The following is a 12,062-nucleotide window of genomic DNA, read 5'->3' as shown; positions in this document are numbered from 1 at the left end:
CTGCCCCGTGGCGCTGGGTGTTGCGCCGCGTGGTGTCGGGCCACGCAGACCCGGTCACCGGGTGTCGAGAATGTAGCCCGCCGAGCGCACGGTGCGCGGGAGGAGTGGGACGCCCTGACGTTGCAGGCTGCGGCGCAGGCGGCTCATCCAGGTATCCACCGTACGCTCGGCGTGGACTTCGCTCCCCTTGCCCAGCACACCGATCAGGCTGGCGCGCGTGAAGATGCGGTTCGGATTGCGGAAGAAGTGTGCCTGCAGGCGGAATTCGGGAGTCTTGAGCGCGATCGCCCGCCGGTCATAGCGGGCAAGATAGGCGTTGGTGTCCACGGTCATCCGGCCGATGGGGAGCACGGGCTCCCCGGGCCGGTTAGGCCTCAGTGCATTATTGGGACACAAATGTACGGTAGGATTGAATGTCCACGCACAGGCAGCTTTCGGAAGCCCGATAGGCGGCTCGAACGGCCGGAATGTCGGGGTGAGCGGAATCGTCAAAAAGTGAGGGGCTACCAGGTTCCAAAGCCAACCGCGCCGCTTCGGTATACTGCTATGCGCCTGCTCGTGGCCGGAGAAACCGTATCGGGCGTTGCGTCGATGGGAAACCAGCGAACATCTTCAATTTCCATCAGATCAGTGCGACGCAAATCCTGCGTCAAGTCATCAGCCACCCTCACAGCGAAGATGACAATATGATCGTCTTTGGCTTCTCGGCGACTATGGTAGATGCCCAGAATACACTCGATCGAGACATTGCTGAGCGCAACTTCTTCCTGAAGCTCGCGAAATAGGGCCGTTTCAAAGCTTTCGCCCTTTTTCACACCGCCGCCCGGAAGAGCCAACTGTCGGTATAGGTGTGCCGCACGAGTGCGATACGATCATCTTTATCAAGTACAACGGCACGAACTCCAAGAGTGCGTGGCTTGCGCACTCGCCAATACAATCGCGCAATTCTGCCGATAAGCCGATGATGCAACGCCATCAGTGCCTCCTACTACAGACGCTACTCCTGGGAACGATCACTGCCAATCCCTCGCACCCCTGCAAGCAGAGCAACTGAGAGGTCGATGTCAGCTATGGCGGCGTGTTCGGAAAGTCCGTTTCCAGATTAAAATCTTGAAAAGCCGTCCTTCCGCTGAACGGCCGACGCCTACTGTCGCCTTCCGTGTCAGGCGTGGCGGCCGACAGGTCGGGCCAACAAGGGCGAAGCACGCAACGTGCTTGCCCGCTCACTTTTCTTCAACCAGCTCGGCGAGCTGCGCGACCGGCGCTTCGAAAATCAGAGCTTTCGCGCCTCCGGCCTGAATGTGCTGGTGGCGGCCATCATCCTGTGGAACACCCGCTATCTCGAACAGGCAATCGGGGCGCTATCTATTCCCGATGACCTGGCACACCACATAGCACCGCTTGGGTGGGAACATATCTCGCTCGCTGGAACGTCGAAAGCCGCCCTGACCCGAACCAGCTTCGCGCGCTGCGCGTACCCTCATCCCTCCTGGCAGCGTGACAACGCAGGCGCCGTTCGCCTGTCGTTCTTATCTAGCGTACACAAAATGCACTTTCGTGTAGTCAGCCGAGAAGGGTGGTGATGTGATCGTCGGCCAGTACTGGGTGTTCTCGAGCGACCGCAAGCGCCTGACCCGCTGGGGCGTGGGCAAGGCTCCCGACGGGCAATCGAAGGCGTTCGTGGAAACGTTCGAGCGGGTCGAAAAATAGGTCGTACCGTCTGTCTGCACCCCAATGATGCGGTGGATGCCCACTGCTAACTGAGCAAGAAATCGATGTCTGCGTCAGTCGGGCTGGACGCACCAGCGCTCGCCTTCTCGTCCCACAACATGTCGGCAAGGCCCTGCTTTCGCTCCTGCTAGTGCAAGGATCTTTTCTTCGATCGGCCTGCTTGTAAGTAAGCCAGCGCTGCGACGTGAACTGACGCTCCACCGCCTCGCGCCACAAGATCAGCACATTAATTCCGGAATAAACTCGTCCGGACACCGCGTTGTGCGGCACCGTGCATGCACACCGGGCCTTGTCCCAAGGCTGCACCCACGCAAGGCGTCCTTCTTCCAGCTCGGCGATCACCCGTGCGGTCACCTCGCCATAAAGGCTCTGACGGTCGGCCATAACTCCTGCTCCTTTCCTCAACCGCCATTGACCGGCGCCAGGGTGGCGGGGGGCGGCAGGAGCAGACCAGAAGCCCCGCCGGATAATGGGGGGGCGCACCCGATGGGGCTAAACGATGAGGAGCACCCGGCAGCGCAGCGGACGGGTTGCGCGCCGTCGAGGCGGGGCTAGAGGGCCGCGACGCCCCCCGCCACCACGGAGCCGTCAAGGCTCAACGCCGCCGCGCCTCACGCGCGGCGACTATTGACGGGATGCCAGGAGCAGCCCAACCGACCCGCCCAAGGCAGGGCGGAACGCGTCATGCGATCGTGACGGCTATGCCGACGAGACGCCGCAAGGTGGCTCGGCTGGAGCGGCAGCGGAAGTAGAGCGCGGTGAGGCCGTTAGGGCTGGGACGCCAGAACCCACTGACCTTGCCGTTCACGCCTTCGATATGACCGCACACATCAACGCGGAATAGAGCTTCGAAAACATGCCTCTTCTGACAATCCGGCGAAAACTGAGAGGATCACAAAATGACCCTTACCCATTCTTGGCAGCTGAACTCGCCTGCATCAGGTGCCTCTGCCAATCTTCCAACAGCTTACGGCGTTTGGCGAGCCGATCGCTGCGCTGATAGGCGCCCACCACTCCGACATCTACAGCGTGACCAAGGCATGCCTCCTTCGTCTCAAAATCGGCCTTGGTGCATTCCTCAGCCCATGTCCTAAAGGTGCTGCGAAATCCGTGTAGCCGCGCGCTATGCCCCGCCCGGTCCATCAGCGCGGTCATGGCCATGTCGGAAAGCGGCTTTCCCTTTTAGGCCGCGAAAAGATTTCCGGATCGGCCCGAGACCAGCGCTTGCGCTTCAAGGACCAGCGGAATCCGACGGCTTTCGTTCGTCTTGGTACGCTTGGCAGCCAAGCTCCAGACATCGCCTTCGATTTCGTCGCTGACGGCCAGTCGCACCTCGCTCGTGCGCGCGAAGGTGAGCATGAGAAAGCGCAATGCCCGGGAGGCGGTCGTATCAAGCGAACAAAGCCACTGATAAAACTTCGGGGCCTCGGTATAGGAAAGCGCAGGAATATGCTCCGTCTCATGCCGTTGCTTGCCGAGCAAGGCCCGCGCCTTCACGCAGGCCTGCAGGTCGACCGGCCGACCGAGCGCCGCCGCATGTGTAAGGGTAAGATTGAGCCGATTGAGGGCTTTCGCCGCCGCTTCAGGCTTCGTGTGCCAGATCGGTGCCAGCAAGTCGCGCAGGACATGTTGGTCGACGTCTTCGATCGCATGAGCACCAATTTTCGGAATGACGTGAACCTTGAGAGGGGACATCCAGCGCCCGGCCTTGCCGTCTCCCTTGAGCTGCGCCTTACGAGCCTCGAAGCAGCCGTCGATCGCCTCACGGACCTGCAGGCGCGTTACGCGCCCCGATGTGGGAGAGGATATGCTGCTTCACCGATCCTTCCAAACGGACGGAAGGGGCCTTTTCCCGGCCCCCCGTCCAGTCCCCCGTTTGGGGTGAGCTTGGAGGATACCTGATGGGCTCTTGTGAAGCAAGGAACGGCTGAATTCAGCCGTTCCTGGACTTCCTGAGCAGCCTTAAGAAGGCTGCTGGTGCGGTCGAGAAGACTCGAACTTCCACGGGCTTTCGCCCACAACGACCTCAACGTTGCGCGTCTACCAATTCCGCCACGACCGCTAAATCAAAGAGTGGTTAGTAGAACCATCCCTTGGCAGGAGCGCGCCCCTAGCAGACGATTCCGGACCCTGCAAGCGAGTCGCGTCGATTATTTTCCGACGCCCCCCGCCCAATTGGCCCATACCCCACCAAAAAACCCGGAATACAGCCATTTTAAGGCAAAAATTTTCCTGCATTTTTTCGCTTGCCACCAGGGCGCCCCGCAACGGACCAAAGTGCAATACCCGCGCCCTCGGCGAACATGCGATGACGAGGACAAGAATCGAAACGGGAGAGATTCCATGCGTTACCAACCGGCCCGCAGCCCGCGCGCGCTCATCGCGCTTGCCCCGCTGCCCCTGGCGCTCGCGCTGGCTGCTTGCTCGGGCCAGGATGCCCCGAGCGCCCCCGAAACCACGGCCAGCGCCGCACACGAAAGCGCAGCCCCCGCCGCACAAGAGGCTCCGCTGTCCTCCCCCAGCGCCCCGGATTCCCCCCTGCCCGAGCCCAGCCCGACGGCCAGCGCCACACCGATCGCCACGCCCGTCCCCACCGCCACCCCGGTGCCACCTGTGGTCAAGGCGCCCGCCCCGCCCGCGCCTGCGAAACCCGAGCCCAAACCCGAGCCCGTGGCCGCCGTCCAGCCGCCCGCGGCCTTCGCGCGCTGCGCGGTGTGCCACAACGCGGCCAAGGGCGCGCCCGACAAGCTCGGCCCCAATCTCTACGGCGTTTATGGCCACACGATGGGCCAGGGCAGCTTCGCGTTTTCGGACGCGGTCAAGAATTCGGGACTGACCATGGACGAGGCCACGCTCGACCAGTGGCTGGAAAACCCGCGCGCGCTGATTCCGGGCAACCGCATGAGCTTCCCCGGCCTCAAGAACCCCGAGCAGCGCGCGGCGATCATCGCCTACCTCAAGACGCTGCACTGATCGACACCGGCGCGACGGGCCTCCCTCGAGGCGGGGAGAGCCCGTTTGAACATTCACGCGAAAATGCGAATTTCACGGCGCCAGTCCACGCCCCCGCCCCGCCCCCGCCTTCGTAGAACCGCCCGATCCGGGTATTTCGAACAGGAACTGCGACAAAGCGCCCTTCACCGGGCGCTCTGTTCGCGTCAGGCCATGCGCGAAAGGCGTGGCAGAATATCGGTGAAGCGGGCGACGTCGGCAAACAGGCGCCGGCTTTCGGGGTCCGCAAGAACCGCCTCGAGGCAATCCGGGCGCGGGTAGCGCAGCACGATGATCGCTTCGTAAGGGTCGTTCTCGGCAATCGGGAACAGGCATTCGACATCGACCAGCCCGTGCGGCTCGCACACCGCACGAATCGCGGCAAGGTGGGCCGTGCGGCAGTAATGGCGATCGAAGCGTGCACCCTTCTTGCGCTCGAACAACACGAATATGCGGATCATGCGTCCTCTATCCTGACTTTTGCGACCTGTTTTTTTCCGGGATCTATTTTTCCGATCCCGCCGCCGCGCCTTGCGGCCGGACCAGGACGGGCGACACCGGGGAGAGAACATGCCCCGCCGCGTGCCACCCATCTATGCCTTCACCATACCAGTAGACCTGCGTAACCCCCTCATTCGCCAGGCGGCGCGCAGCGTTCCAGCCCATCCAGCAATCAGCCCGGCAGAACAACACCACCGGCCAGTCCGGATGCTGCGCGCGGACGCGGGCAACCGCTTCGCGCAGCGCGGCCCAAAGCCGGGGATCGGGCGCGCCCCGCCCGGTTTCGGGATGCCACAGCGCACCGGGAATGCTCCCGTGCGGCTCGGCCAGCCGCCAGACCCCGTTCTGCGGATCGCGCCAGCCGCTTTCGACCGGAAGAACGTCGATGAACAGCGCGTCCCGTCCAGGTACGAGGCGCAGCGCCTGATCCTGCGCGATGCGCCGCGCCGGAGCGGGGTCGCGGTCCACCGGAGCGCGGTAACGCGCGGTGCGGTAGCCCCCGGCATCAAACACCCCATCAAACACCCCGGCGACAGGACGTGCGTCATGCTGCACGTTTTGCTGCACGTCTGCCGCTGCCCCGCCTGCCGCTTGCGCACGGGCCCCTGCGCCGGGGTAGAGCGCCAGCAACGAACCAAGATGACAGAGCAGAAGGCAGGGCAAAAAGCGGGGCAACGTCCACGGATTCCGTATCGACCGAAGGTGCAATATGGAGCGTGGGCCGGGGCATCTACATTGCCAAATGGTATGACGCGAAACGCATTCCTTGGAGGGGCGCTGCTGGCGCTGGCAAACGCGGCCGGGGCGCAGGACGCCTCACCGTCAGCCGCGCAGCCACCGGCCGCATTCCCGGCCGATCCGTTGGGCTCGCCGATGTGGGTCTACCACGCCCGGCGCCTGTTTTCGGACGCGCCGGTGCACTTCGATGCGGCGGTGCGCATCCTCGTGCCGCAGATAGCCGAGAACCAGCACGCCTTTCCCGTCACGATCGACGCGCGCGCGCTTGGCACGGTGCAGCGTATCCTGCTCTTTGCCGATCTCAACCCGATCCCGCTGGCCATCGACTACACCCCCGGTCCCCTCGCCCAGCCCTTCGTCGCCACGCGCATCAAGCTCGACCAGCGCACCCCGGTGCGCGCAGCGGTGCAAACGGGCGACGGGGTCTGGCACGTCGCCGGGGAATGGGTCGATGCGGCCGGGGGCGGCTGTTCGGCCCCTCCGGTGAGCCGGGTCAAGGGCGACTGGGCCGACCATCTGGGCGAACTGCACGGGCGCGCCTGGCCGGGCGCGGACGACACGCGCCTGCGCATCGCGGTGCGCCACCCGATGGACACCGGGCTGGTCGAGAACATTCCCGCCTACAACCTCGAAACGCTGACCATCGCCGATGCCGGCGGCGCGGTGCTGACGCGGATGGCGATGCACGGGTCGGTGGCCGAGGACCCGGTGTTCACGCTGCTGCTCAAGGGGCATCAGTCCGCCTACGCCGTCACCGCGCGCGATACCTCGGGGCTCGAATTCAAGGGGATCATCCCCGGCGAAGGCGTCTCCAGCCCCCGGACCCCGTCATGACGTTGTCGCGCCGCACGCTGATCGCCGGATCGCTGGCACTCCCCGCCCTCGGGCCGCTTGCCGCCCGCGGCGAGACGTTTGCGGGCACCTACCAGCCCAAGGCCCAAGCCATCGCCCCCGGCGTATGGATGGTGCGCGGCGTCGATGCGCCGATCGCCTTTGCCAACGGCGGGGCGATCGCCAACCGCGCGATCATCGCCACCGATGCCGGACCCGTGCTGTTCGACCCCGGTGTCTCGCTCGCCGATGGCGAGGCGATGGCCGCACTCGCGCTCCGCCTTACCGGCAAGCCCGTGGCGCGCGTCTACGTCAGCCACCTGCACCCCGACCACGCGCTGGGCGCGGTAGCCTTTGCCCCGCAGATCGTCCACGCGCTGCCCGGCACGCGCGAAGACCTGCTGCGCGACGTCGAGGGTTTTTCCGATGCCATGTACCGCATCCTCGCCGACTGGATGAAGGGCACACAGATCGCTATCCCGCAAGGCGACGTGCGCGCAGGAGAAGTGACTTTCGGCGGCCGCGCGTTGCGGCTGCTGGCGCTCTGCGGGCACAGCCACGCCGACCTCGCGCTGCTCGACACCTCCACCGCGACACTGCTCGCCGGCGATCTGGTGTTCCATGACCGCGCCCCTTCCACCCCGCACGCGAACCTGGCCGCGTGGCCGCGCGCGCTCGACACGCTGGCCGCAACGCCGCACCGTGTGCTGCTGCCGGGCCACGGCCCGCTCGACGACAAGGGCCGCGCGATCGCGCAGACGCGCGACTGGCTGCGCTGGCTCGAAAGCGCGCTCAACCAGGCCGCCGACAGCGGGCTGACGATGAGCGAGGCGGGCATGATCGCGATTCCCGAACGCTTCGCCTCGCTGGCCTGCGCGCGCTACGAACTGCAGCGCAGCGTCTCGCACTTCTACCCCGCGCTGGAAATGAACGTGCTGCCCGCGCTCAAGCCCGAATAGGCGGCCTCAGCAAACGACCCGCGCGAAAGGGGAGGCTCCCTGCCCCCCTCACCGTCAGAGCATTCGCCGCAGGATACCGTCCTTGAGCACGAAGTGGTGGCGCAGCGCGGCAAGGACATGGCCAAGCACCAGCGCGATCAGCAGGTAGCCACCGACTTCGTGCATCTCGTGCGCGATACCGGCGATCGGGCTGTCCTTGACCACCGGCAGCTTGGGCAGGTCGAACAGGCCGAACCACGACAGCGGGTACTTGCCCGCCGAGGACATGATCCAGCCGCTGAGCGGCATGGCGATCATGAACAGGTAAAGCACGCCATGCAGGAGCTTGGCCGCCCGCGTTTCCAATGCGGTCATCGAGGCCGGATAGGCAGGCGCGGTCCAGGCCATGCGCCAGCCCAGCCGCACCACCGAGAGCGCCAGCACGCTCATCCCGATCGCCTTGTGCGCGGGCATGAGCGAGACCACTTCTTCAAGCGGATCGTGAAGCAGGCCGAGCGCGATATTGACGACAATCAGCAGCGCGATCAGCCAGTGCAGCGCGCGCGCACCGGCGTTGTACTTCGTATCCGTCATGGCGTGTCACATCCCCCAACGCAGGCCCGCCCACAGCGTCCGGGGCGCGCCAAGGTCCATCGATCCTCCTTGGTTGCGGGTAATGATGGTTTCGTCAAAGAGGTTTTCCGCGCGCAGCACGATTTTCGCGCGCGCGGCGAGCGGGAACTCGGCAAAGAGGTCGAGCGTGGTGGCCGCGGGCAAGATGTCGGTCTCCTGGTCATCCTCGTACTGCGCGCCGACATGGCGCAGCGTGGCCGAGAGTTTCCAGCCTTGCGCGGGCACCACGCCGAGCGTGCCCGAAGCGACGAAGCGCGGGGTCTGCGCGGGCCGCATCCGGTCAAGATCGGCCGAGGCACCGCGCCCGTCGACCCGCGCCTCGTTCCACAGCAGCGACCCATCGAAGCGCAGCACCCCGCGCGCAACGTGGGCGCCCAGCTCCACCCCTTGCGCATCGATCGCGGGCAGGTTCTGGCGCTGGCGCAGGTTCGTTCCGATCGTCACGTTGGCAATCGCGTGGCGCACGCGGTTGTCGAACCCGGTCAGTGAGAAACGCACCCCCTCGAGCGGGGTCAGGTCGAGCCCGGCCTCGTAGCCGACCAGCCGTTCGTTGCGCAGCTCGGCGTTGGCGAGCGTGGTCACCGGAAAGACCGTGAAGGGGCGGTAGAGTTCGTTGAGCGTGGGCTGGCGCAGCCCCGAATAGGCCGCCGCGCGCAGCTTCACCGCGTCCGACAGCGCGACCAGCGCGCCGCCACGGGCGGTCAGCCCCCAATCGGCCTGCCGCGCGTAATCGGTGCGTCCGGTCAGCGTCCCGTCGGCGCTGCGCGTCGCGTAAGTGCCATTGGCGATGATCGAACGATCGGCGCGCACCCCGCCGGTCAGCGTCAGCGCACCCAGCCGCCAGTCGTCCTCGAGGAAGAAGCCCAGGTCGGTGTTGTCGCCGCCCGCCTTGCGCCGTTCGGTGACCTTGGAGGTCATCGCGCTGATCGCGGTCTCGTTCATCGTGCCCGAAGCGCGGCGGGCATCGAGCCCCAGCCGCAGCGTATGCGCCTCGCCCACCGGCGGGCGCAGTTCCAGCTTGCCACCGATCCCGGTCGCAGGGGTCTTGTACTGGTCGAGCACGGGCACGAAGCGGGTCGAGGAAACGACGACGTTGGAGAAATTGCGCATCTGGACATAGGCCAGCGCGTCGAAGGCCCAGGCCCCGCGCCCGACGAGGCGCAGGCTCGCATCCTGCCCCTCGCTCGCGCTGTCCGCGCCGGCAAAGCGCAGCGTGCGGTTGTCGCGAAAGACCAGCGCGCGGGCCTGAAGTTCGATGTCGGGGGTCAGCGGGGCGACAGTGCGCAGGCCAACCGACCATGATTCGTATTTCGCCCGCACGCTGGCGTCCACGCGCTGGTCGGCGGGCGTGGTCCAGAACCCCTTGCCCCGGTCCCACCGCCCGGTGAGCACGGCAAAGCCGCCACCAAGGCGCGGCGCAAAACTGGCGCTCGCCTCGCTTTCTCCGCGCTGGTCGCCAAGCAGGCTGGCGGTGACCAGGCCGAGCTGATCGGCGTCGGCGCTTTCCAGCGCGATCGTGCCCGACAGCGCGCCTGCGCCGAACGGCCCCGAACCGCCGCCGCGCGTGATGCGCACCGAACCCAGCGCATCGGGCGAAAGCGCGGTAAAGGGAATGTAGCCGAAGAACGGATCGGCCATCGGCACCCCGTCGAGCAGGATCAGCGCCCGGCTCGAGGCGTTTCCGCCCAGCGCGCGCAAGGTCACGCCTTGCGCCGAAGGGTTGGAGGAACGGCTGTCCGAACGGCGAAACTGCTGGAAGCCCGCAATCGCGGACAGCCCATCCTCGATCCGCCCCGAGGACGCCGAGACGAGCGCGTCGCGCGCAAGGATCTGCGTCGAATAAGCCGGTGTGCCCGGCGTATCCTTGAGCCCCTTGCCGGTAACGAGAATAGCCTCACCCGCGACATCGGCGGCCTCTTCGGCGCGAACCGGGGCGGGAGCGAACGTGGCGGCGAACAGGGCGATGGCCAGCCCCCCGACGACAGGCGTCGAGGCGGCACGCCCGCGCGGCAAATTCCGGTCAACCATAATTTTCTGCGACTTTCACGGATGACGAGTGGGATTGCGGAGAGCACGGTGGGTAACCGGCGGCCCCGCCTTCATCGCGAGAGAGCAACGATGAAAGGCAAGGGCCGTCGGACGGCGGCCCCGCGGCGTCAGGGGAAAGGCCGCGGAGCCGGGGACCTGTCAGAAGAAGAGGATACCCCCAAGCGCGAGCGCGTCGCTCGAAGCCGAATTGCCCGAATGGGCCTTGGCCTTCGAGTGGACGTATTCGCCGATCAGCGTGACCCAGCTGGTCAGGCTGTAGCGCACCTGCCCGACGGTGCTGGCGTTGGTCTTGACCAGATCGGGGTTGGCCAGCGCATCGGCGGCGTTGGCGTAGTCGAGCGAGCTTTCGCCGTAGCTGCCGCCCACCGCGAACTTGCCGAAAGTAGCGAGCCCCTGGACATAGAAACCATCGCTCGAACGGGTGTTGCCCGAGGCGTCGGTGTCGAACAGCCCCAGCACCGTCGTACCGAGCCCTTCGGCGGTGTAGTAGTAGCCGGTCACCGCGATCGGGCCCGCGGTCACCTTGGCGCCGACGTCGAGGCCGCGTCCGGTGTAGTCGCCGCCCGCCGTCATGTCGTGCTTCTGGCTCACGCCCGAGGCCCACAGGTGCGCGCCCACGCCCCCGAACGTGCCATCATAGGTCAGCTTGCCCTGGAAGCCCGGCTGCGAGTTGGCCTGCGCGGGTCCGGTCAGCGAGGACAGCGGCTGGAACACCCCGACCGAGGCCTGGAAGCCGCCGAGCTTGGGCGTCGAGTAGGTCATCTGTGGCTGGAAGTCGGTGTAGATGTAGCCCGATCCGATGCGCCCCAGCGTGGTGTTGGCGGGCGCCACGTTGCCGCCGGGGGAACCCGAGGAGAGCAGCGTGATGTCGTTGAGGATCGCATCCGAACCGAACAGCCCGATGTCGCGCCCGATCTTGATCGTGCCGAACTTGGGCTTGCCGAAGGTCATGTAGGTCTGGCGGGCGTCGATACCGGCGGTGGCCAGCGCGGTGGGCTGGCCACCGTTGTTGGCGCCCAGCGCGCCCCAGGCGGCCGAGTTGATACCCGGATAGAGCCCGAAGAAGGCGTTGACGTCCCAGCCCGCCTGCTGGGTGGAAACCGAAACGGTCAGGAAGCCGGGCAGCAGGCCGTTGCGCACCGCGCTTGAATTCTTGGTGCCCACGCTTGCGATACCGCCCACGACCGAAGTCGTCGCCGAAGCCGTGGCGGGATTGTCGTGGACGTAGAAACCGTTGACCGAACCGGCAAACTTGATCGTGGCCGGTCCGACCTCGAAGCCGATGCCGCTGTCGGTCATCTTTACGAACTTGTCGTGGTCGAGCGCGCCCTGCGCCTTCTCGGTGGCCGTCGCCGGAGCTTCGGTCACCGCGATCACCGCGTTCTGATGCGCCTCGCGCTGTTCGGACTGCTGCTCCTCGGCAAGCAGTTCGTTGTATTCCTCATCCGTCAAAATGCCTTTTTCGTGAAGGCGCTTGAGCAGAATTTCGCCCGTACCGGCAAAGGCCGGCGCGGTGGTCATGGCAAGAGCCCCCAGCGCGACCGTGCCGCGCAGCATGATCTTTGCGATCATCGTCCATCCCCTCCTGAGGTCTATGTGTGTCGTCTATTCCTGCGACTGTTCACGAACATGGAGGGGCGGGCGGGCCTG

At 65.8% G+C, this 12,062-nt stretch carries 13 protein-coding genes, 1 tRNA gene and 2 pseudogenes; 5 read left to right on the top strand and 11 right to left on the bottom strand.

The window, feature by feature from the left end; translation table 11 throughout:
- Positions 1-54: 54 nt before the first annotated feature.
- Entirely contained in the window at positions 55-351 is a 297-nt protein-coding gene (locus MTR62_RS08165) for a helix-turn-helix domain-containing protein (RefSeq protein WP_244018815.1), read from the bottom strand.
- A gap of 152 nt (positions 352-503) precedes the next feature.
- On the bottom strand, positions 504-815 hold the full coding sequence (locus MTR62_RS08160; RefSeq protein ID WP_244018813.1) for an NUDIX domain-containing protein: 312 nt from the start codon (positions 813-815) through the stop codon (positions 504-506).
- Positions 816-1,145: 330 nt separating this feature from the next.
- On the opposite strand from MTR62_RS08160, the pseudogene MTR62_RS08155 reads away from it, so the two are divergent.
- Together MTR62_RS08155 and MTR62_RS21470 are read left to right on the top strand one after the other, a co-directional pair.
- Positions 1,146-1,430 (top strand): annotated as a pseudogene (locus tag MTR62_RS08155) (Tn3 family transposase); the annotation flags it as partial.
- A gap of 154 nt (positions 1,431-1,584) precedes the next feature.
- The gene (locus tag MTR62_RS21470; RefSeq protein ID WP_327194392.1) at positions 1,585-1,710 is read left to right on the top strand and encodes a hypothetical protein; all 126 of its coding nucleotides are present in this window, start codon (positions 1,585-1,587) and stop codon (positions 1,708-1,710) included.
- 180 nt (positions 1,711-1,890) lie between these two features.
- Here the strand turns inward: MTR62_RS21470 and MTR62_RS21465 are convergent.
- From MTR62_RS21465 to MTR62_RS08135, 4 genes and pseudogenes are all read right to left on the bottom strand, one after another.
- A pseudogene (locus tag MTR62_RS21465) lies at positions 1,891-2,115 on the bottom strand (ArdC-like ssDNA-binding domain-containing protein); the annotation flags it as partial.
- 522 nt (positions 2,116-2,637) lie between these two features.
- Positions 2,638-2,892 (bottom strand): site-specific integrase, encoded by a 255-nt coding sequence (locus tag MTR62_RS08145; protein ID WP_244018811.1) that lies wholly within the window; start codon positions 2,890-2,892, stop codon positions 2,638-2,640.
- Between the two features lie 21 nt (positions 2,893-2,913).
- Positions 2,914-3,489, bottom strand: a complete 576-nt coding sequence (locus MTR62_RS08140) for a tyrosine-type recombinase/integrase (RefSeq protein WP_407672646.1) — start codon at positions 3,487-3,489, stop codon at positions 2,914-2,916.
- A 217-nt stretch (positions 3,490-3,706) separates the two neighbouring features.
- Positions 3,707-3,793, bottom strand: a tRNA-Leu gene (locus MTR62_RS08135).
- Between the two features lie 281 nt (positions 3,794-4,074).
- On the opposite strand from MTR62_RS08135, the gene MTR62_RS08130 reads away from it, so the two are divergent.
- A complete protein-coding gene (locus tag MTR62_RS08130) occupies positions 4,075-4,704 on the top strand; it encodes a c-type cytochrome (RefSeq protein ID WP_244018807.1) in 630 nt (209 codons plus the stop codon).
- A 185-nt stretch (positions 4,705-4,889) separates the two neighbouring features.
- On the opposite strand, the gene MTR62_RS08125 is transcribed toward MTR62_RS08130, so the two are convergent.
- Together MTR62_RS08125 and MTR62_RS08120 are read right to left on the bottom strand one after the other, a co-directional pair.
- Positions 4,890-5,183: an EthD domain-containing protein gene (locus tag MTR62_RS08125; protein WP_244018805.1), complete on the bottom strand. Its 294-nt coding sequence runs from the start codon at positions 5,181-5,183 to the stop codon at positions 4,890-4,892.
- Between the two features lie 43 nt (positions 5,184-5,226).
- Positions 5,227-5,736: a rhodanese-like domain-containing protein gene (locus tag MTR62_RS08120; RefSeq protein WP_244018803.1), complete on the bottom strand. Its 510-nt coding sequence runs from the start codon at positions 5,734-5,736 to the stop codon at positions 5,227-5,229.
- Positions 5,737-5,970: 234 nt separating this feature from the next.
- Here MTR62_RS08120 and MTR62_RS08115 point away from each other — a divergent pair, with 234 nt between their 5' ends.
- Together MTR62_RS08115 and MTR62_RS08110 are read left to right on the top strand one after the other, a co-directional pair.
- Positions 5,971-6,795 (top strand): quinoprotein dehydrogenase-associated SoxYZ-like carrier, encoded by an 825-nt coding sequence (locus MTR62_RS08115; RefSeq protein WP_407672645.1) that lies wholly within the window; start codon positions 5,971-5,973, stop codon positions 6,793-6,795.
- Entirely contained in the window at positions 6,792-7,751 is a 960-nt protein-coding gene (locus MTR62_RS08110; protein WP_244018801.1) for a quinoprotein relay system zinc metallohydrolase 1, read from the top strand. The genes MTR62_RS08115 and MTR62_RS08110 overlap by 4 nt, the downstream gene beginning before the upstream one ends.
- A gap of 54 nt (positions 7,752-7,805) precedes the next feature.
- Here the strand turns inward: MTR62_RS08110 and MTR62_RS08105 are convergent, their stop codons facing one another.
- From MTR62_RS08105 to MTR62_RS08095, 3 genes are all read right to left on the bottom strand, one after another.
- Positions 7,806-8,324 (bottom strand): cytochrome b, encoded by a 519-nt coding sequence (locus tag MTR62_RS08105; RefSeq protein WP_244018799.1) that lies wholly within the window; start codon positions 8,322-8,324, stop codon positions 7,806-7,808.
- A 6-nt stretch (positions 8,325-8,330) separates the two neighbouring features.
- The gene (locus MTR62_RS08100; protein WP_244018797.1) at positions 8,331-10,391 is read right to left on the bottom strand and encodes a TonB-dependent receptor; all 2,061 of its coding nucleotides are present in this window, start codon (positions 10,389-10,391) and stop codon (positions 8,331-8,333) included.
- A gap of 159 nt (positions 10,392-10,550) precedes the next feature.
- Positions 10,551-11,984 (bottom strand): porin, encoded by a 1,434-nt coding sequence (locus tag MTR62_RS08095; RefSeq protein ID WP_244018795.1) that lies wholly within the window; start codon positions 11,982-11,984, stop codon positions 10,551-10,553.
- Positions 11,985-12,062: the final 78 nt, after the last annotated feature.

The sequence above is a fragment of the Novosphingobium organovorum genome (assembly GCF_022832435.1).
GTDB lineage: Bacteria > Pseudomonadota > Alphaproteobacteria > Sphingomonadales > Sphingomonadaceae > Novosphingobium > Novosphingobium organovorum.
Note: the sequence above shows the minus strand (reverse complement) of the source record. Positions and strands in the feature narration are given on the sequence as shown.